The organism is Lelliottia jeotgali, from assembly GCF_016771845.1.
In the GTDB taxonomy this organism is placed as follows: Bacteria; Pseudomonadota; Gammaproteobacteria; order Enterobacterales; family Enterobacteriaceae; genus Enterobacter; species Enterobacter jeotgali.
In genome coordinates this window covers 67,850-87,911 of sequence record NZ_JAENMQ010000007.1, presented here as the reverse complement: position 1 = coordinate 87,911, position 20,062 = coordinate 67,850, and the positions used below count along the sequence as shown (strand labels likewise).

Annotated in this window: 20 protein-coding genes; 15 read left to right on the top strand and 5 right to left on the bottom strand. The window is 53.8% G+C overall.

The window, feature by feature from the left end:
* Positions 1 to 158 precede the first annotated feature (158 nt).
* Both lsrR and lsrK read left to right on the top strand, forming a co-directional pair.
* Positions 159 to 1,130, top strand: a complete 972-nt coding sequence (gene lsrR, locus JBO43_RS14405) for a transcriptional regulator LsrR (protein ID WP_095283488.1) — start codon at positions 159 to 161, stop codon at positions 1,128 to 1,130.
* 33 nt (positions 1,131 to 1,163) lie between these two features.
* Complete coding sequence (gene lsrK / locus JBO43_RS14400; RefSeq protein WP_202674578.1) at positions 1,164 to 2,744, top strand: autoinducer-2 kinase; 1,581 nt, start codon at positions 1,164 to 1,166, stop codon at positions 2,742 to 2,744.
* A 32-nt stretch (positions 2,745 to 2,776) separates the two neighbouring features.
* Here the strand turns inward: lsrK and JBO43_RS14395 are convergent, their stop codons facing one another.
* Positions 2,777 to 3,250 carry a DUF943 family protein gene (locus JBO43_RS14395; RefSeq protein WP_103948873.1) on the bottom strand — a complete coding sequence of 158 codons (474 nt, stop codon included), beginning with the start codon at positions 3,248 to 3,250 and terminating at the stop codon, positions 2,777 to 2,779.
* The gene (locus JBO43_RS14390) at positions 3,247 to 4,095 is read right to left on the bottom strand and encodes a YPO3983 family protein (protein WP_202674577.1); all 849 of its coding nucleotides are present in this window, start codon (positions 4,093 to 4,095) and stop codon (positions 3,247 to 3,249) included. The genes JBO43_RS14395 and JBO43_RS14390 overlap by 4 nt, the downstream gene beginning before the upstream one ends.
* 262 nt (positions 4,096 to 4,357) lie before the next feature.
* Between JBO43_RS14390 and JBO43_RS14385 the strand changes: the two genes are divergently transcribed.
* A complete protein-coding gene (locus JBO43_RS14385) occupies positions 4,358 to 6,379 on the top strand; it encodes an NADPH-dependent 2,4-dienoyl-CoA reductase (RefSeq protein ID WP_202674576.1) in 2,022 nt (673 codons plus the stop codon).
* 84 nt (positions 6,380 to 6,463) lie between these two features.
* On the opposite strand, the gene rlmG is transcribed toward JBO43_RS14385, so the two are convergent.
* Positions 6,464 to 7,600, bottom strand: coding sequence for a 23S rRNA (guanine(1835)-N(2))-methyltransferase RlmG (gene rlmG, locus JBO43_RS14380; RefSeq protein ID WP_095283491.1), 1,137 nt, complete (start codon positions 7,598 to 7,600; stop codon positions 6,464 to 6,466).
* Positions 7,601 to 7,684: 84 nt separating this feature from the next.
* On the opposite strand from rlmG, the gene JBO43_RS14375 reads away from it, so the two are divergent.
* From JBO43_RS14375 to JBO43_RS14365, 3 genes are all read left to right on the top strand, one after another.
* A complete protein-coding gene (locus JBO43_RS14375) occupies positions 7,685 to 8,188 on the top strand; it encodes a YgjP-like metallopeptidase domain-containing protein (RefSeq protein ID WP_095283492.1) in 504 nt (167 codons plus the stop codon).
* 70 nt (positions 8,189 to 8,258) lie between these two features.
* Entirely contained in the window at positions 8,259 to 9,257 is a 999-nt protein-coding gene (locus JBO43_RS14370) for a Gfo/Idh/MocA family protein (protein WP_095283493.1), read from the top strand.
* A gap of 275 nt (positions 9,258 to 9,532) precedes the next feature.
* Entirely contained in the window at positions 9,533 to 10,501 is a 969-nt protein-coding gene (locus JBO43_RS14365; RefSeq protein WP_095283494.1) for a TerC family protein, read from the top strand.
* A gap of 183 nt (positions 10,502 to 10,684) precedes the next feature.
* On the opposite strand, the gene JBO43_RS14360 is transcribed toward JBO43_RS14365, so the two are convergent.
* Both JBO43_RS14360 and uxaC read right to left on the bottom strand, forming a co-directional pair.
* Positions 10,685 to 12,172, bottom strand: a complete 1,488-nt coding sequence (locus tag JBO43_RS14360) for a UxaA family hydrolase (protein WP_095283495.1) — start codon at positions 12,170 to 12,172, stop codon at positions 10,685 to 10,687.
* A 17-nt stretch (positions 12,173 to 12,189) separates the two neighbouring features.
* Positions 12,190 to 13,602: a glucuronate isomerase gene (uxaC, locus tag JBO43_RS14355; RefSeq protein WP_202674575.1), complete on the bottom strand. Its 1,413-nt coding sequence runs from the start codon at positions 13,600 to 13,602 to the stop codon at positions 12,190 to 12,192.
* A 479-nt stretch (positions 13,603 to 14,081) separates the two neighbouring features.
* Between uxaC and JBO43_RS14350 the strand changes: the two genes are divergently transcribed.
* The 9 genes from JBO43_RS14350 to JBO43_RS14310 all read left to right on the top strand — a co-directional run bounded on the left by JBO43_RS14350 (position 14,082) and on the right by JBO43_RS14310 (position 19,887).
* The gene (locus JBO43_RS14350; RefSeq protein WP_095283497.1) at positions 14,082 to 15,380 is read left to right on the top strand and encodes an MFS transporter; all 1,299 of its coding nucleotides are present in this window, start codon (positions 14,082 to 14,084) and stop codon (positions 15,378 to 15,380) included.
* A 118-nt stretch (positions 15,381 to 15,498) separates the two neighbouring features.
* Complete coding sequence (gene exuR / locus JBO43_RS14345) at positions 15,499 to 16,275, top strand: transcriptional regulator ExuR (RefSeq protein WP_095283498.1); 777 nt, start codon at positions 15,499 to 15,501, stop codon at positions 16,273 to 16,275.
* 348 nt (positions 16,276 to 16,623) lie between these two features.
* Positions 16,624 to 17,286 (top strand): DedA family general envelope maintenance protein YqjA, encoded by a 663-nt coding sequence (gene yqjA / locus JBO43_RS14340; RefSeq protein ID WP_095283499.1) that lies wholly within the window; start codon positions 16,624 to 16,626, stop codon positions 17,284 to 17,286.
* 1 nt (position 17,287) lies between these two features.
* Positions 17,288 to 17,671, top strand: coding sequence for an EnvZ/OmpR regulon moderator MzrA (gene mzrA, locus JBO43_RS14335; RefSeq protein WP_202674574.1), 384 nt, complete (start codon positions 17,288 to 17,290; stop codon positions 17,669 to 17,671).
* A 155-nt stretch (positions 17,672 to 17,826) separates the two neighbouring features.
* Positions 17,827 to 18,195 carry a DUF1090 domain-containing protein gene (locus JBO43_RS14330; protein ID WP_095283501.1) on the top strand — a complete coding sequence of 123 codons (369 nt, stop codon included), beginning with the start codon at positions 17,827 to 17,829 and terminating at the stop codon, positions 18,193 to 18,195.
* Positions 18,196 to 18,224: 29 nt separating this feature from the next.
* A complete protein-coding gene (locus tag JBO43_RS14325; RefSeq protein WP_095283502.1) occupies positions 18,225 to 18,530 on the top strand; it encodes an ElaB/YgaM/YqjD family protein in 306 nt (101 codons plus the stop codon).
* Between the two features lies 1 nt (position 18,531).
* Entirely contained in the window at positions 18,532 to 18,930 is a 399-nt protein-coding gene (locus tag JBO43_RS14320; RefSeq protein WP_095283503.1) for a phage holin family protein, read from the top strand.
* Positions 18,927 to 19,226 (top strand): YqjK-like family protein, encoded by a 300-nt coding sequence (locus JBO43_RS14315; protein ID WP_095283504.1) that lies wholly within the window; start codon positions 18,927 to 18,929, stop codon positions 19,224 to 19,226. The genes JBO43_RS14320 and JBO43_RS14315 overlap by 4 nt, the downstream gene beginning before the upstream one ends.
* 268 nt (positions 19,227 to 19,494) lie before the next feature.
* Entirely contained in the window at positions 19,495 to 19,887 is a 393-nt protein-coding gene (locus tag JBO43_RS14310; protein ID WP_184957379.1) for a DoxX family protein, read from the top strand.
* The last annotated feature ends 175 nt before the right edge of the window (positions 19,888 to 20,062 follow it).

The following is a 20,062-nucleotide window of genomic DNA, read 5'->3' as shown; positions in this document are numbered from 1 at the left end:
TGAACTATATTGACAACCGTGCAGGGATCACAATTTCATGGATTAAGATCTTAATAACCGATCGTCGTTTTTTTAAAGATCCGTTTTGCCGCGTGGCTCACACTTTCTGCCTGCGTCAAAGCGAACATATGATCTAAATTTTTATAAGAGTTCAAAATATGGGCGATAAACGCATTGCCGAAGAGAGTCGGTTTGCCGGACTGGCGCTGGCAGAGGAAGAACTGGTCGCCCGGGTGGCGTGGTGTTACTACCACGACGGCCTGACGCAGAACGATATTGGCGAGCGCTTAGGGCTGCCACGCCTGAAGATCTCGCGCTTACTGGAAAAAGGGCGTCAGTCGGGGGTGATCCGCGTGCAGATCAACTCTCGCTATGAGGGATGTCTGTCGCTGGAAACTGAGTTGCAGCAGCGCTTTGGCCTGAAATTGGTTCGCGTGGTGCCGGCTCTGAATTCCGCGCCGATGAACGTGCGCCTGGGGATTGGCGCAGCGCAGTCGCTGATGGGTTTACTGGAACCCGGACAGCTGCTGGCGGTGGGATTTGGTGAAGCCACCATGAGCTGCATTCAGCACTTAAGCGGCTTTATTAGCTCACAGCAGGTGCGGCTGGTGACACTTTCCGGCGGCGTAGGTCCGTACATGACCGGCATCGGCCAGCTGGATGCAGCCTGCAGTATCAGCATGATCCCGGCTCCGCTGCGGGTTTCTTCGGCAGAAGTGGCAGGGATTTTAAAACGCGAAGCCAGCGTGCGGGATGTGATCCTCGCCGCCACCGCCGCCGACGCAGCGGTCGTGGGGATTGGCTCCGTGAATCAGCGCCGCGACGCCACTATTCTGCGCTCCGGTTATATCAGCGAAGGCGAGCAGCTCATGTATGCGCGCAAAGGGGCGGTCGGCGACATTCTCGGCTATTTCCTCAATGCCGCAGGCGAACGGGTGCCGGATCTGGAGATTCATCAGGAATTGCTCGGCGTGACGCTCGATGAACTGGCGCAGTTGCCCACCATCGTCGGCGTGGCCGGAGGGGAAGAAAAAGCAGATGCGATTTACGCCGCACTGAAAGGTCGCCTGATTAATGGCCTGGTGACGGAAGAGACGACAGCCCGCGCGGTGCTTGCCCTGGCGAACTAAGCCACTTGCCCCGTGCCAACACGAGGCAAGCTCATGAGTTACCTTTTAGCGTTAGATGCAGGGACGGGAAGCGTTCGCGCCGTGGTGTTTGATTTGCTGGGCAACCAGATTGCCGTCGGCCAGGCAGAGTGGAAACACCTGAGCGTGGAGAACGTGCCCGGCTCGATGGAGTTCGATCTCGACACCAACTGGCGTCTGGCCTGCCAGTGCATTCATCAGGCGCTGGAGCGCGCACATTTGAGCGCGGCGGATATTCAGTCCGTCGCTTGTTGTTCGATGCGCGAGGGGATCGTGCTGTACGATCGCAACGGCGACGCCATCTGGGCCTGCGCCAACGTCGATGCCCGCGCCAGCCGTGAAGTGGCTGAGCTGAAAGAGATCCACGACTATCGTTTTGAATCCGAAGTGTATGACGTCTCCGGCCAGACTCTGGCTCTCTCCGCCATGCCACGCCTGCTGTGGCTGGCGCACCATCGCCCGGATATTTATCGCAAAGCGGCGACCATCACCATGATCAGCGACTGGCTGGCGGCGAAACTTTCCGGCGAGCTGGCGGTGGACCCGTCCAATGCGGGTACCACCGGGATGCTCGATCTGTTCAGTCGCGACTGGCGCCCTGCCCTGTTGGATATGGCCGGGCTGCGCGCTGATATTCTCTCCCCCGTCAGAGAAACAGGCACTGTGCTCGGGGCCGTGACCCACAAGGCGGCGCAAGAATGTGGTTTGCGCGAAGGCACGCCGGTGGTGATGGGCGGCGGCGACGTGCAATTAGGCTGCCTGGGCCTCGGCGTGGTCCGCGCTGGGCAAACTGCCGTACTGGGTGGGACCTTCTGGCAGCAGGTGGTGAATTTGCCGCAGGTGCGTACCGATCCTGAGATGAATATTCGCGTGAATCCGCACGTGATCCCCGGCATGGCGCAGGCTGAATCCATCAGCTTCTTTACCGGGCTGACGATGCGCTGGTTCCGCGACGCGTTTTGCGCCGAAGAGAAGCTGATCGCCGAGCGGATGGGGATGGACGCCTATTCCCTGCTCGAAGAGATGGCCGCTCGCGTTCCGGCGGGTTCACACGGCGTGATGCCGATCTTCTCCGATGCGATGCATTTTAAGCAGTGGTATCACGCGGCACCGTCGTTTATTAACCTCTCCATCGACCCGGAAAAGTGCAATAAAGCGACGCTGTTCCGCGCGCTGGAAGAGAACGCGGCGATTGTCTCCGCCTGTAATTTGGCGCAGATTTCCCACTTTTCCAGCGTGACGTTTGAGAGCCTGGTGTTCGCGGGTGGCGGCGCAAAAGGCGCACTCTGGAGCCAGATCTTATCCGACGTTACTGGCTTGCCGGTGCGCGTGCCGGAAGTGAAAGAAGCCACCGCGCTGGGCTGTGCCATTGCGGCAGGTACGGGGGCTGGGCTGTATGAAGATATGGCGTCGACGGGGGAAAAACTGGTGCGCTGGAGCCGGGAGTTTACGCCCAATCCCGAGCACCGCGAGCTGTACGACGGCATGATGCAGAAGTGGCAGGCGGTCTACGCCGATCAGCTTGGGCTGGTGGATAGCGGGCTGACGACGTCGATGTGGCAGGCGCCGGGGCTTGTAAGAGTTGTGGCACCTTGAAAAGATGCCGGATGGCGCGATGCTTATCCGGCCTATGTTTTTGCATTGCTCTCTTCGATTTTTCCTTCGGGGGTTAATTCATATTCATTGACCGACCAATCTGAAGAAATCTGAAAATGAATATTTTCATAGGGCCGCTCGTTCACGACTAGCGGATAGTTTTTCACAATGCAATTATGTTCATCCTTACCCATTGAAAAACACAACAGATCTTCTTTGGGACTCTCTTTATTGTTCGTAAATCCATCTCCCACATCCATAATATAATAAGAATGATGAATACCATCAATTAAGGGGTAATCCTTAATAAAGGCTTCCCTGTGTGATAAGAACCATTCAATTTTATCCCTGTCGGCCCATGGCAAATGGTCGACGACAACAAAAACAGACGAATTAAAGTCTGAATAGACATGCGAAATTTTAACTGGACGAAGTGTCCATAGATTACATAATGCAGCGATAATAAAAAAACCAATGCAAATAAATAGCTTTTTTTTGTTTTTCATTTATAACTTCCAACCCTTGCTAATGCAGAAAAATTCGTCAAAAAAGGTCGAAAAGCGTAATCCCTGTGCCTCTGTAGAAAAAACCAGATGCGAAAAAAACGGAACTGACTGTAAAGTTCACTTTTAATGTCAGTGCAATCGAGCCCAAAATGGTCCTGTGCCTCAAACAAGACCTCAGCCTCCCATCCCATCGCATATGTCTCTATCGAGAGAAGAGTTATCTTCTGTGCGTGGATATCATGAACCGCTATCCCAAGACCATTGATTCTATCTATCATTTGGTTAAATTTCGGTAACATTGACCGATGAAGTGCGAATTCAAGGCGATCTTCGAGTGGCATATAGGTATTCCAGTAAGAATTAGGCCCAGAGTCATCCTCGATAGTGCTCTTTATTTTTGAAATTGGACTTTTGGGATCAAGGTCATTTACACGATTTTCGAAAGCTGCGTTAAGAGACGAGCTATAAAAAGGTTTTCCATTACCATATCTAAAATGTGAGATCATCTCTTTGATTATATTTTGATACTCCCCAATACGTGAAAAATCATGTGAAAGCTCCATCATTTCATTGAATAATATATTTACACACTCTTGATGAGATATTTTTCTCCCACCAGGTGATGAACTGTACTCACCATAAATAATTGGCACTCTGGGAAAGTCGTAATAAACAAGTCGATAAGGATCCACCAGGCCTGAGATATCATTCAAACCAAGAGCTTTTAACTGTTGCTCATTCATATTTCCATATTGCATATCATCGGCAGAATAATCGCCAAATGGGTTGATAGTCCTAAACAGAGTACAGGGGCATTCTATTGATAAGTTTAATGGATGATGCACTTTAATTTACTCCATGAATAACAATTAGTTACCATCAATGCATGCATGACATTAAATCACGTTTCTCTTCAAAGGAAGTAATCGATCTCACATTCTTTAGTATGGTTTTGTATATTGACGCAACGCCTCTGTTGGATAACAGCGAATCCAATCTTTGAATCCCATCACAATCACCGCACTCCTCTTTTCCCCTTTTGCCCGCGACTGGCTAAATTAGTAACTCATCCGACCACATAACAATAATTTTACACTGGAAGAGATTATGAGCCGCTATCCGTCGCTTTTTGCCCCCCTCGATCTGGGGTTTACTACGCTCAAAAACCGCGTGTTGATGGGCTCTATGCATACCGGTCTGGAGGAGCATCCAGACGGCGCTGAGCGTCTGGCGGCGTTTTACGCCGAGCGCGCGCGTCATGGCGTGGCGCTGATTGTCACCGGCGGCGTGGCACCTGCCCTTTCGGGCGTCGGGATGGAGGGCGGTGCGGTGTTGAACGACGCCAGCCAGCTGCCGCATCATCGGATTGTGACCGACGCGGTGCACAAAGAAGGCGGGAAAATCGCCCTGCAAATCCTGCACACCGGGCGCTACAGCTATCAGCCGCATCTGGTAGCGCCTTCCGCCATTCAGGCGCCGATCAACCGTTTCAAACCCCACACCCTCACCCACGAAGAGATCCTCGCCCTGATCGACGACTTTGCCCGCTGCGCCGCACTGGCGCGTGAAGCAGGCTACGACGGCGTGGAGATCATGGGTTCCGAAGGCTATCTGATTAACGAATTTCTGGCCGCACGCACCAACCAGCGCGACGACGAATGGGGCGGCGATTACCCACGTCGGATGCGTTTTGCTATCGAGGTTGTCCGCGCCGTCCGCGAGCGGGCCGGGGCCGATTTTATTATCGTCTTTCGCCTGTCGATGCTGGATCTGGTCGAGGGTGGCGGCACGTTTGACGAAACAGTTCTGCTGGCGCAAGCCATCGAAGCGGCAGGCGCGACCATCATCAACACCGGTATTGGGTGGCACGAAGCGCGTATCCCTACTATCGCCACGCCGGTCCCGCGCGCAGCGTTTAGCTGGGTGACGCGCAAGCTGAAGGGCAAAGTGTCGATTCCGCTGGTGACGACCAACCGTATCAACGATCCTCAGGTCGCGGACGACGTACTGGCAAAAGGCGATGCCGATATGGTGTCGATGGCACGCCCGTTCCTCGCCGATGCGGAGCTACTGTCCAAAGCGCAAAGTGGTCGCGCGGATGAGATCAACACCTGCATCGGCTGTAATCAGGCGTGTCTGGATCAGATCTTCGTCGGGAAAGTCACTTCCTGCCTGGTCAACCCGCGCGCCTGTCACGAAACTAAAATGCCGATTAAGCCTGCGGTGAAAACCAAACGTCTGGCGGTGGTGGGCGCAGGCCCGGCGGGGCTGGCGTTCGCGGTGAATGCCGCATCGCGCGGGCATTCCGTGACGCTGTTTGACGCCCTGGCGGAGATCGGCGGGCAGTTCAATATCGCCAAACAGATCCCCGGCAAAGAGGAGTTTTACGAAACGCTGCGCTATTACCGTCGGATGATCGCCCTGACGGGCGTCGATCTGCGGCTCAATCAGTATGTTCGCGCGGAAGATCTGACCGCGTTTGACGAAGTGATCCTTGCCAGCGGGATCGCCCCGCGCACGCCGGCGATCGAGGGCATCGATCACCCTAAAGTGCTGAGCTATCTCGATGTCCTGCGCGATAAAACCCCGGTCGGTGAGCGCGTGGCGATTATCGGCTGCGGCGGTATTGGCTTTGATACGGCGATGTATTTGAGTCAGCCGGGCGAAGCGACCAGCCAGAATATCGCTGAATTTTGCGTGGAATGGGGGATCGACACCAGCCTGAATCAGTCCGGCGGTCTGCGCCCGGAAGGGCCACAGTTGCCGAAAAGCCCTCGCCAGATCGTGATGCTCCAGCGTAAAGCCAGTAAACCGGGCGAAGGGTTGGGCAAAACCACCGGCTGGATCCACCGCGCAACGCTGCTGTCACGCGGCGTGAAGATGATTCCGGGCGTGAGTTATCAGAAGGTAGACGATGAGGGACTGCACGTGACAATCGGTGGTGAGCCGCAGGTATTACGCGTGGATCATGTGATTTTGTGTGCCGGACAGGAGCCGAAGCGCGATCTGGCCGATCCGCTGCGCGAAGCCGGGAAAACGGTGCATTTGATTGGCGGGTGTGATGTGGCGATGGAGCTGGACGCCCGACGAGCGATTGCGCAGGGGACAAAACTGGCGTTAACCATTTAACCTGTTGCCCGGTGGCGCTGCGCTTACCGGGCCTACAAAACCTCGTAGGCCGGTGCAAGCGAAGCGCCGCCCGGCAAAAAGAGCTTAGCGACGACGGCCCAGTTTCACCGCTTTCAGCACCACGAATTTGTTATTGGTGGCGATGGTCTCGCAGTTACCGAAGATCTTCTTCAGTTTGTGGAAGTAGTCGAGGTGACGGTTCGCCACGATGTACAGCTCACCGTTAATTTTCAGACAACGACGCGCATGGTGGAACATTTCCCACGCCACGTTATCCGTCAGAGCGTGTTTCTGGTGGAATGGCGGGTTGCAAATGACCGCGTTGAAGCGGAAAGGCTCCACGCCTGACAGGGCGTTGTTGATCATGAACTCGCAACGGTCCAGATTTTCCGGCATGTTGGTTTCAACATTCAGTCGGCTGGACGCCACCGCCATTGGCGATTCATCGGTGAAGATAACGCTGGCTTCCGGGTTTTTCTCCAGCAACGTCAAACCGATGATGCCATTACCGCAGCCAAGATCGACGATTTCGCCTTCCAGATTGTCCGGCAGATGTTCCAGGAAGAAACGTGCGCCGATATCCAGGCCGGTGCGCGAGAAGACGTTTGCATGGTTGTGGATAGTCCAGTTGGTTCCGTCCAGTTTCCAGCTCAGCGTTTCTGGTGCATCCGCAAGTTCAGGTTTAGTGAAGGTTGGGTTGATCAAACGCGCCTTTTTCCACGCTAACGTAGTGGTGGTTGGACCCAGCACTTTTTCGAACAGCTCAATCGTGGAGTTGTGAATATCACGCGCTTTAGCACCCGCGATAATGCGCGTTTCTGGGGTAACGACCTGACGCAACGCGCGCAACTGCTGTTCCAGCAGAGCCAGCGTTTTAGGGATTTTAATCAGCACCACGCCCGGCGCCTGCGGATATTCTGCCGTGCTGTCGAGAAATTTGACGCTGGATTCCGCAATCTCGTTGTGACGCAGGTTTTCGCGCGTCGCGAGTTCGCTTAAATAGGAATCGCCGATGCTGTAAGGCGTGTGTTCGGCCAGCGCGCAACCCAGCGCACCAAAGGTGTCATTCAGGATCAGAACCGGGCCGACAATTTCAGTGTCATCCAACTGTTGCAGCAGATATTCATCCGCCGCTTCCCACGCCTGAAGCGGGTTAACGTCGTCCGTTTCCGGGAAACGTTTAAGATTGAGTGAACGGAAACCGTTGTCTAAGTGGCTCATCGGCCCTCCTGAGTGGTAAAATTTGGCGTTATCCCTGAAAAGGGTGCGTGAGTATACCCTTTTTACGATTTGCGTGGAGCATTGATGAGTCATCTTAGTTATCTCCAGGGCTATCCGGAGAATTTACTTTCCCAGGTTCGCACTTTAATTGCCGAGGAGCGGCTGGGCAGTGTTCTTGAAAAACGGTATCCAGGAACCCACAGCTTCGCGACCGATAAAGCGCTCTGGCAATATACGCAGGATCTGAAAAGTCAGTTTCTGCGCAACGCCCCACCAATCAATAAAGTGATGTATGACAACAAGATCCACGTGCTGAAAAACGCCCTGGGTTTGCATACCGCCGTGTCCCGCGTGCAGGGCGGTAAGCTGAAGGCTAAAGCTGAGATCCGCGTGGCGACTGTGTTTCGCAATGCACCGGAAGCCTTTTTGCGCATGATTGTGGTGCATGAGTTGGCGCATCTGAAAGAAAAAGAGCACGACAAAGCGTTCTACTCCCTGTGTTGTCACATGGAGCCGCAGTACCACCAGCTGGAGTTTGATACGCGCCTGTGGCTAACGCATTTATCGTTAAATGGTAATGCGGTGTGAAGCACTGGTTTTGTCATCAACGCGTGCTAAAGTGACAAAAGGTTCCCCGCTACGGAGTACGTGAACGTTTATGATACGTTTCGCAGTTATAGGCACGAACTGGATCACGCGCCAGTTCGTTGACGCCGCCCATGAAACCGGCAAATTCAAACTCACCGCCGTCTATTCCCGCAGCCTTGAACAGGCACAGACGTTTGCGAATGATTATCTCGTCGAACATCTGTTTACCTCGCTTGATGAGATGGCGCAGAGCGATGCGATTGACGCGGTGTATATCGCCAGCCCAAACTCCCTGCACTCCCCTCAGACCCTGCAGTTCCTTGCGCACAAAAAACATGTGATTTGCGAGAAACCGCTGGCGTCGAATATTCAGGAAGTGGAGGCGGCCATTCAACTGGCACGAGAAAATCAGGTGGTGCTGTTTGAAGCATTTAAAACCGCCAGCCTGCCTAACTTCCTGCTGTTGCAGCAGTCTTTGCCGAAGCTCGGCAAAGTACGCAAAGCCTTTATCAACTACTGCCAGTACTCCTCGCGCTACCAGCGCTATCTTGACGGCGAAAATCCCAATACCTTTAATCCAGCCTTCTCGAACGGCTCGATCATGGATATCGGTTTTTACTGTCTGGCATCGGCTGTTGCCCTGTGGGGCGAGCCGCATGGTGTGATCGCCACCGCCAGCCTGCTCGACAGCGGCGTGGATGCTCACGGATTAGTGGTTCTGGATTACGGTGATTTTAGCGTGACGCTCCAGCATTCCAAAGTCAGTGATTCGGTGCTGCCGAGCGAGATTCAGGGCGAAGAGGGTTCGCTGGTTATCGAGAAAATCTCTGAGTGCCAGAAAGTGAGCTTTATCCCGCGCGGTGGCAAGGCGCAGGAGCTGACGCAACCTCAGCATATTAACACTATGCTGTATGAGGCAGAGGTGTTCGCGCGCCTGGTCGAAACCAATGAAGTGAATCATCCAGGGCTTGCGGTGAGTCGCACCACGGCGAAACTGCAGACCGAAATCCGCCGTCAGACCGGCGTGGTATTCCCTGCGGATGACGTGAGTGCAACAGCAGTCGCGTAAAGCTGTGTAATAGAATCGTTAAGGGCATTGACGAAAACCGCGTCCTGACATATTTTGTTACCTGCAAAGGGGAGTAACTTCATTGCCGGTGGGTCGTCATTACGATGCGTGCAATACCGCATCCGGTCGCCGGGCAACGAAAAAGAGTCACGACACGTGTTCTTTTTGGTTGTAAGTGAGACCTTGCCGGAAGGCGAGGTCCCTGCATAAATAACGCAACGGCTATCGTCTTCTGACGTTGGCCGTTTTTGTTTTTTATGCGTAAGGAAATAGATATGCACTCTGTCGGCACTCCAATGTTATGGGGCGGATTCGCAGTCGTGGTGGTCATCATGCTGGCGATCGACCTCTTTTTACAGGGCCGTCGCGGCGCACATGGCATGACCATGAAACAGGCCGCCGCCTGGTCGCTGGTGTGGGTCACCCTCTCCCTGCTGTTCTGCGCCGCGTTCTGGTGGTATCTGGTACAAACGGAAGGCCGCGCGGTGGCAGACCCACAGGCGCTCGCCTTCCTGACCGGCTATCTGATTGAGAAAGCCCTCGCCGTTGATAACGTTTTTGTCTGGCTGATGCTGTTCAGCTATTTTGCGGTGCCTGCTGCATTGCAGCGTCGCGTGCTGGTTTACGGCGTGCTGGGCGCGATTATCCTGCGTACGGTGATGATCTTCGCGGGTAGCTGGCTGATTACCCAGTTCGAATGGCTGCTGTATGTCTTCGGTGCGTTCCTGCTGTTCACCGGTGTGAAAATGGCGCTGGCGAAAGAGGATGAAACCGGGATTGGCGAGAAGCCGCTGGTGAAATGGATCCGTGGGCATTTGCGCATGACCGACACCATCGACAACGAGCACTTCTTCGTGCGTAAAAACGGGATTCTGTTTGCAACGCCGCTGCTGCTGGTGCTGATTCTGGTTGAGCTGAGTGACGTGATCTTCGCGGTCGACAGCATTCCGGCTATCTTCGCGGTGACCACCGATCCGTTCATCGTGTTGACGTCCAACCTGTTTGCAATCCTCGGTCTGCGTGCTATGTATTTCCTGCTGGCGGGCGTGGCAGAGCGCTTCTCGATGCTGAAATACGGTCTGTCGATTATTCTGGTGTTTATCGGTATCAAGATGCTGATCGTCGATTTCTACCATATCCCGATCGCGATTTCGCTGGGCGTGGTATTTGGTATTCTGGCGCTGACGCTAATCATTAACGCCTGGGTTAACCATCAGCACGATAAGAAACAGCGAGCGCAGTAAAAGATTGCCCGGTGGCGCGCAGCGAGCGGGCCCAGGGCAGGTGCGGTCTGGTGCCCTCACCCCGGCCCTCTCCCACAGGGAGAGGGAGAAAACATAAAAAAACGGCAACCTTTGGTTGCCGTTTTGCGTTGACCTTGTAGGCCGGGTAAGGCGCAGCCGCCACCCGGCAACACATGCGACACCTTATAAGGTCACACCGCTTTTGAAAATCGCCAGTTCGCGGAAGTCGTTCTTTTCATTGCAGGTCTGTTTACCGTTAGCAAAATCCACAATGGTATCGATGAACTCATTCAGCAGCTGCGGCATGGCTTTGCCATGAATTAACTGCCCGGCGTCAAAATCTATCCAGTGCTTCTTCTTCGCCGCCAGCTCGCTGTTGGTGGCAATTTTCACCGTCGGCACAAAGCCGCCGTACGGGGTTCCGCGACCGGTACTGAACAGCACCATATGACAGCCCGCGCCAGCCAGCGCACTGGTGGCGACGGCGTCGTTCCCCGGCGCACTGAGCAGATTCAGACCGTGCGTTTTCAGGCGCTCGCCATAGCGCAGCACGTCCACAACCTGGCTGGCACCGGCTTTTTGCGTACAGCCGAGGGATTTTTCCTCAAGCGTGGTAATGCCGCCCGCTTTGTTGCCCGGCGATGGGTTTTCGTAAATCGGCTGGTTATGCGCGATGAAATACTGTTTGAAGTCGTTCACCATCGTGACCGTTTTTTCAAACGTCTCTTCATCGCGGCAGTGGCTCATCAGAATACGTTCCGCGCCGAACATTTCCGGCACTTCAGTCAGCACGGTCGTGCCGCCGTTGGTAATCATGTAATCCGAGAAGCGGCCCAGCATAGGGTTAGCGGTGATGCCTGACAGACCGTCGGAACCGCCGCACTCCAGACCAAACTTCAGCTCGCTCAGTTTACCCGGTACACGTTTGTCGTGGCGCATCACTTCATACAGCTGATGCAGCTGTTCGAGGCCGGCCTCCACTTCGTCGTCCTGATGCTGGCACACCATAAAGTGCACGCGTTCAGGATCGAAATCCCCCAGCGTTTCGCGGAAGGCATCGACCTGGTTGTTTTCACAGCCAAGACCAATCACCAGCACCGCGCCCGCATTCGGATGACGCACCATGTTTTGCAGCATGGTGCGGGTGTTAACGTGATCGTCGCCCAGCTGCGAACAACCATAGGTGTGGCTAAACAGGAACACGCCGTCGGTGCCTTCGGCATTATTGGTCTCTTTCAGGAATCGGTTCTGAATTTGACGCGCAATACCGTTCACGCAGCCGACGGTCGGCAAGATCCACAGCTCGTTGCGGATCCCAACTTCTCCGCTGGCGCGGCGGTAGATCTCGACATCACGATCTTCCCCCTGCCCTTCTTCAGCCTGAAAATCAGGTTGATAGCTGTACTCGTCCAGATCGCTGAGATTGGTGCGGGTATTGTGGGAATGAATATGTTCACCCGGCGCAATATCCGCCAGCGCATGACCGATCGGCAAACCGTACTTCACCACGTTTTCGCCTTTGGCAATCGGGAACACGGCAAATTTATGCCCGCGAACAATAGCCTGACGCAGGGTGACGGTCTGGTTTTCAACGGTCACTTCCGCGCCTTCGGTCAGATCCGCCAGCGCTACGGCAACGTTATCCAGCGAATGGATCTTGATGTATTGCATATCAACCTCAAACGGCCTTAGTTCAGTTCAATGGCGAAGTAATCGCGCGCATTGTTAAAGCAGATGTTTTTCACCATTTCGCCCAGCAGTTGGATATCCGCCGGCGCTTCACCCGCAGCCACCCAGCGGCCAATCATCTGGCACAGAATGCGACGGAAATATTCATGGCGGGTATAAGACAGGAAGCTACGGCTGTCGGTCAGCATCCCCACGAAGCGGCTCAACAGGCCCAGCTGCGCGAGCTGCGTCATCTGACGTTCCATGCCGTCTTTCTGATCGTTAAACCACCAGCCGGAACCGAACTGCATCTTGCCTGGCATCCCTTCGCCCTGGAAGTTACCGGTCATGGTGCCCAGCACTTCGTTATCGCGCGGGTTCAGGCAGTAGAGGATGGTTTTTGGCAGCAGATTTTGTTCGTTCTGTTTGCTCAGCAGTTTTGACAGCTCTTCGGCCATTGGACGGTCGTTGATGGAGTCGAAGCCCACATCTGCGCCCAGCAGTTTGAACTGGCGCTGGTTGTTGTTGCGCAGCGCACCGATGTGATACTGCTGCACCCAGCCGCGACGCGCGTATTCCGCGCCGAGGAACACCAGCACGGCGGTTTTGAACTGAGCCACTTCGTGCTCGGTCAGGGATTCACCGGACAGACGGCGCGCCAGGATGTTATCCAACTCAGATTCGTTAGATTCGGCGAACAGCACAACATCCAGCGCGTGGTCAGAGACTTTACAGCCGTGAGCCGCAAAGTGGTCGAGACGTTTGGTGAGCGCGGTTTGCAGATCGGTGAAACGACGGATATCGGTATCAGAGACTTCAGCCAGCTTCGCCATGTAGTCGCCGAAGGTCGCCTGTTCGATATTGAAAGCTTTATCCGGACGCCAGCTTGGCAGCACTTTGATATCAAAAGAGGTGTCTTTGGCCACGACCGCGTGGTGTTCCAGAGTATCAATCGGATCGTCGGTGGTGCCGACCATCTTCACGTTCATCTGTTTCATGATGCCGCGCGCGGAGAATTTGTCCTGCGCCAGCAGGTCATTGCACTGGTTCCAGATTTCGTCAGCGGTCGCAGGCGACAGCAGTTTGCCGGTGATACCGAACGGACGACGCAGTTCAAGATGCGTCCAGTGGTATAACGGGTTGCCGATGGTATGCGGAACAGTTGCAGCCCAGGCGTCAAACTTCTCACGGTCAGTCGCATCACCGGTACACAGGCGTTCAGCCACTCCGTTGGTACGCATGGCGCGCCATTTGTAGTGGTCACCCTTCAGCCAGATGTCATACAGGTTTTTGAAACGGTAATTTTCGGCAACCTGCTGCGGCGGTAAGTGGCAGTGGTAGTCGAAAATCGGCTGGTCTTTTGCGTAGTCGTGGTACAGACGGCGGGCAAATTCGGTATCTAACAGAAAATCTTCGGTCATAAACGGCGTCATTATCGTCTTCCTCTATCACGAGAGCGTCGGAAAGCTAAAGCTTGTGTTCAGATGCTGCAAAGTTATCACACCAATTTCCAGAGACCGATGTTTTTTTCGTGAGTTAGATCAATAAACGTCGACAAATAAATTACCCCTTAAGGAGCAAACCCCGTCGTAAGCCGCGCCGTATATGGCTTCAAGCAGGGTTAATAATGACCACACAAAGATTCACACATTTGTGATGTCACTCACCTTTTAAAGTTGTATGACAAGTTATCTTTTCGCCGTCGCAACATATAAGCCGACGGAATGCATTACCGGTGTTTGAACACCGGAATTAGCGGTACGGATACCGACTTATGCACGATTACAACTGGCAAGGTTCGGGCCGTTCCGGGAGTCACTCCCGTTACGCCCTCCCGTTACAAGACAGCTCCCGGAAACGGTCGAGATGTACCGTGCTCCGGCGCGGCAATACTATAACGATGAGGTTTTACATGCGTAAAATTAAAGGGTTACGTTGGTACATGATTGCACTGGTGACGCTTGGCACCGTGCTGGGTTACCTGACGCGTAACACCATAGCGGCGGCGGCGCCAACGCTAATGGAAGAGCTGCATATTTCCACGCAGCAATATTCCTATATTATCGCGGCCTACTCCGCGGCTTATACCATCATGCAGCCTGTAGCGGGCTATCTCCTTGATATCCTTGGCACCAAAGTCGGTTACGCCGTCTTCGCCGTGACCTGGGCTATCTTCTGTGGCGCGACGGCACTGGCGGGAAGCTGGGGCGGACTGGCACTGGCGCGCGGTGCGGTTGGTGCCGCAGAAGCAGCGATGATCCCTGCGGGTCTGAAGGCCAGCTCTGAGTGGTTCCCGGCAAAAGAACGTTCAATCGCGGTCGGCTACTTCAACGTTGGCTCCTCCATCGGCGCGATGATTGCTCCACCGTTGGTGGTGTGGGCTATCGTGATGCACAGCTGGCAGTTAGCGTTCGTCATCTCTGGCGCACTGAGCTTTGCCTGGGCGATGGCGTGGCTGATCTTCTACAAACATCCGCGCGATCAGAAGAAACTGTCTGACGAAGAACGCGAATACATTATTGGTGGTCAGGAATCCCATCACCAAACCAACAACGGCAAAAAAATGTCCGTCTGGCAGATCCTGGGCACCCGTCAGTTCTGGGGTATCGCCCTGCCGCGCTTCCTGGCAGAACCGGCCTGGGGTACGTTCAACGCCTGGATCCCGCTGTTCATGTTTAAAGTCTACGGCTTTAACCTGAAAGAAATCGCGATGTTTGCCTGGATGCCAATGCTGTTTGCTGACCTGGGTTGTATCGTCGGCGGATACCTGCCACCGCTGTTCCAGCGCTGGTTTGGCGTGAACCTGATTGTCTCGCGTAAAATGGTCGTGACTATGGGCGCGCTGCTGATGATTGGCCCTGGGATGATCGGCCTGTTCACCAGCCCTTACGTGGCTATCGGCCTGCTGTGTATCGGTGGTTTTGCTCACCAGTCCCTGTCTGGCGCACTGATTACGCTCTCTTCTGACGTCTTTGGACGCAACGAAGTGGCGACCGCCAACGGCCTGACCGGTATGGCCGCCTGGACCGCAAGTACCATGTTCGCTCTGGTGGTCGGTGCGTTGGCTGACACCATCGGCTTCAGCCCGCTGTTCGCGGTACTGGCTATCTTCGACCTGCTGGGTGCCGTGGTTATCTGGACGGTGCTGAAAAACCAGTCCGCCGAGGAACTACTCAGTTCTCAGGTCGGTGGGCCTGCACAACAAAGTTAGCGTTTTTATCTGATATCAACGAAGCCGCCTCCAGGGCGGCTTTTTCATGGGGAAATCTGGAGACTGGCTCGCAAAAGTGGTATAACAAATCATCTGCCGTACCCTGCCTGGAGCGCATATGGAAATCACCGAACCACGTCGTTTATATCAGCAACTTGCTGCCGAGCTGAAAGATCGCATCGAGCAAGGTGTCTATCTCGTCGGTGATAAACTGCCTGCCGAACGCTTTATTGCTGATGAGAAGAGCGTCAGCCGCACCGTGGTGCGTGAAGCCATCATCATGCTGGAAGTCGAAGGCTACGTTGAAGTGCGCAAAGGTTCAGGCATTCATGTGATTTCCAATCTTCCAAAACACTCTCCGGTGCCGGACGAAAGTCTGGAATTTGCCAGCTATGGTCCGTTTGAACTGCTCCAGGCGCGTCAGCTGATAGAAAGCAATATCGCTGAGTTTGCTGCAACCCAGGTGACCAAGCAGGACATCATGAAACTGATGGAAATTCAGGATCAGGCGCGCAAAGAAAAATGTTTCCGCGATTCCGAATGGGATCTGCAATTCCACGTTCAGGTGGCGCTGGCCACGCAAAATACCGCCCTGGCAGCAATCGTCGAAAAAATGTGGACTCAGCGCGTTCACAACCCGTACTGGAAGAAATTACACGATCACATTGATTCGCGTACCGTCGACAACTGGTGCGACGATCACGATCAAATTCTTAAAGCGCTGATTCGTAAAGACCCGCATGCCGCAAAACTGGCGATGTGGCAACATCTGGAAAACACCAAGCTGATGCTGTTCAACGAAACCAGTGATGACTTTGAATTTAACGCCGACCGCTATCTTTTTGCCGATAATCCGGTGGTTCATCTTGATACAGCATCCAGTCAGGCAAAATAGTTCACCATCTCGCTGGCAGGCGCACCGCTGCGCCTTCCGGCATATCGTGGGTCAGTAAACATATATAGTGTCAGCCTGTGTAAATACCCTCGCGTCACTTCCTCTCCATAGGCCAAAATCATTTCCCCGGCCGATCGCAAAATCTGTGACGTATTACGTTGGGCTTTGTTACAATTGGATGCAAATTGCATTTTTTAGTTAGTGCTTGCTTACCTAGCCACTTAACAGGGAACAGTTCTGGCCACCACAATGTGTCCGCGAGCGACCATAATGAAATCATAAATCATGTCGCTTTGCTGTTTGACCCGGATAACAGGCGAGACGTTAACCGATTTCCAGGAACACTGAATGGAACTTTTGACCCAACTACTGAATGCCTTATGGGCCCAGGATTTCGAAACCCTGGCCAATCCCTCCATGATTGGCATGCTCTATTTTGTCTTGTTTATGATTCTGTTCCTAGAGAACGGATTACTTCCTGCTGCCTTTTTACCCGGCGACAGCCTGCTGGTGCTGGTTGGCGTATTGTGTGCCAAAGGGGCGATGGCCTTTCCGCAAACCGTGTTATTGCTCACCATCGCCGCGAGCCTCGGTTGCTGGGTGAGTTATATTCAGGGGCGATGGCTGGGTAATACGCGCATCGTCCAGAACTGGCTTTCCCATCTTCCGGCACACTATCACCAACGCGCACACCATCTGTTCCATAAACATGGGCTTTCAGCGCTGCTGATTGCGCGCTTCATCGCCTTTGTTCGAACTCTATTGCCAACCATCGCAGGCCTTTCTGGCCTTAATAACGCGCGTTTCCAGTTCTTCAACTGGATGAGCGGCCTGCTGTGGGTACTGATTTTAACTTCTCTGGGATATCTACTGGGTAAAACGCCGGTGTTCCTGAAATATGAAGATCAGTTGATGTCCTGCCTGATGCTGCTGCCCGTGGTGCTGCTGGTCTTTGGTCTTCTGGGTTCGGTTTACGTCCTGCTGAAAAAGAAATACGGGACCAGAAACTAATATGGAAATCACACCGCGTTCCTTGCGCCGGTTATCCTTTGCCTTGATCGCGCTGATGATTCTCAGCGCGATAGTGCTGGTATGGACGGCCGTTCAGCATCAGGAATCGACGCTGTCCATTCGCCCGGTGAGTCAGGGCGCCAGCGTACCAGACGGTTTTTCTGTCTGGCATCATCTTGATGCGAACGGCATTCGCTTTAAAAGCATCACGCCTGAAGACGACGTTTTACTGATTAAGTTTGACTCCAGTGCGCAAAGCACCGCCGCAAAAGAAGTGCTGGACCGGTCCCTGCCTCAGGGTTATATCGTTGCACTGCAGGACGATGAGAGTCAGACTGCGCTATGGTTAACACGGCTGCGAGACACCTCGCATCGATTTGGTTAATTACCAGGATTCTGAATCTTTTCACTCACTTTGGTGATAACCCCGTTTACTTACTATGCTTAAGTACGCGGAGCACCCCTCAGAAGTTCTCCGCATGACACTGGAAAAGCGGCATACTCTTCACAAGTGCCGTAACACAATGGAAGGTTTCTATAATGAAATACCGCATCACTCTGGCTTTGGCTCTGTTTTCTTTAAGCACCGCTTCTTTCGCGAACTCTCTCTGTCAGGAGAAAGAAAAGGACATTCAACGCGAGATCAGTTATGCCGAAAAGCATAACAATCAGCATCGTATCGACGGTCTGAAAAAAGCGCTGAGCGAAGTGAAAGCTAACTGCTCAGACAGCAAGCTGCGTGCCGATCACCAGAAGAAAATCGCTGAACAGAAGGACGAGATTGTCGAACGCCGTCAAGACCTGAAAGAAGCGCAAGAGAAAGGTGATGCGGATAAAGTTGCAAAGCGCGAAGCTAAGCTGAAAGAGGCTCAGGAAGAACTGAAAGCCCTGGAAGCTCGCGATTATTGAGTTAACGGAAATCTCAACAGGAGAAAATCATGTCTAAAGATACTACTTCAGAAAATCTGCGCGCTGAGTTGAAATCCCTGGCCGATACCCTGGAAGAGGTGCTGAACTCTTCGACCGACAAATCGAAAGAAGAGTTGAGCAAACTGCGCTCTAAAGCCGAAAGTGCGCTGAAAGAGAGCCGCTATCGTCTGGGTGAAACCGGTGATGTGCTGGCGAAACAGACCCGCGAAGCCGCTGCTAAGGCAGACGAATATGTCCGCGATAATCCGTGGGCTGGCGTGGGTATTGGTGCCGCCGTCGGCGTCGTTCTGGGCGTTCTACTGACGCGTCGCTGATATGGAAGATCCTCGTCACGCACAAGGGCCGGCAAAAAACGTCCTCGGCATCGGCCAGCGTATTTTGACTACGCTGGTCGGCATTGCCGAAACGCGGGTTCGACTGGCAGTCGTGGAGCTGGAAGAGGAGAAAGCCAATCTCTTCCAGATGCTGCTCATGCTGGGTTTAACCATGCTCTTCGCCGCGTTCGGACTGATGAGCCTGATGGTGTTAATCATTTGGGCTATCGATCCGCAGTATCGTCTGAACGCGATGATCGCCACAACCGTGGTGCTGTTGGTGGCTGCGCTCATTGGTGGCGTCTGGACGCTGCATAAAGCGCGCAGCTCTACGCTGCTGCGTCACACTCGTCAGGAGCTTGCCAACGACCGCGCACTGCTGGAGGAAGACAAGCCGTGAGCAGCACAACGGAACGTCGCAAGCGCAAAGCGTATCTGCTAAGCCAGATCCAGCAGCAGCGGCTGGACCTAACCGCCTGCCGTCGCGACTGGCTCGACGTGACGCAATCTTACGACCGTCGCTGGAATACGTTCCTGAGTTTGCGCTCATGGGTGATGGTCGGCAGTAGCGTTATGGCCATCTGGTCAGTACGTCATCCGAGTATGCTGGTCCGCATGGCACGCCGTGGCTTCGGTGTATGGAGCGCCTGGCGGCTGGTGAAAGCGACGCTGCGCCAGCAGCAGTTACGATCTTAATATCTGTGGTATTGCCGGGTGGCGCTCACGCTTACCCGGCCTACAAAACCAAGCCGTGCCCGTAGGCCGGGTAAGGCGAAGCCGCCACCCGGCACATTTCCCTGATTCCACTCACTCAATATCTTTGAAGAAGATTGACAGTTTTCCTTGCTAACAATTGTCATTCGTCACGTTTATTATCCTCTCCATCGACAGCAAACACGCGGTATCTACCCGGATTTGCAGACAAATAATGATGAGCCGCACAAGTGGTTTCCTGGAGAGTAAAATGAAAAAATTAGAAGATGTTGGTTTGCTGGTAGCACGTATCCTGATGCCAATTCTGTTTATCACTGCGGGCTGGGGCAAAATTACCGGTTATGCAGGGACACAACAGTACATGGAAGCGATGGGCGTCCCAGGTTTTCTGCTGCCTCTGACCATTCTGCTTGAGTTCGGCGGCGGCCTGGCGGTTCTGTTTGGCTTCCTGACTCGCACTACCGCGCTGTTCACTGCGGGCTTCACCCTGCTCACCGCGTTTATCTTCCACAGCAACTTTGCGGAAGGCATGAACTCCCTGATGTTCATGAAAAACCTGACCATCGCAGGCGGCTTCCTGCTGCTGGCTATCACCGGTCCTGGCGCATTCAGCATCGACCGAGTTCTGAATAAGAAGTGGTAAGCACGCTATACTGAATAAAAAAGCGAGGAGATATCTCCTCGCTTTTGTCATTTCAAGACGGAAAGAAGACGGAGGAAAGCATGGGACAATTAGTTGACGGCGTCTGGCAGGATATCTGGCACCCCCACACTTTTTCTCTCTGAGATAACCCCCACATTTGATCCCTCAAAAATTT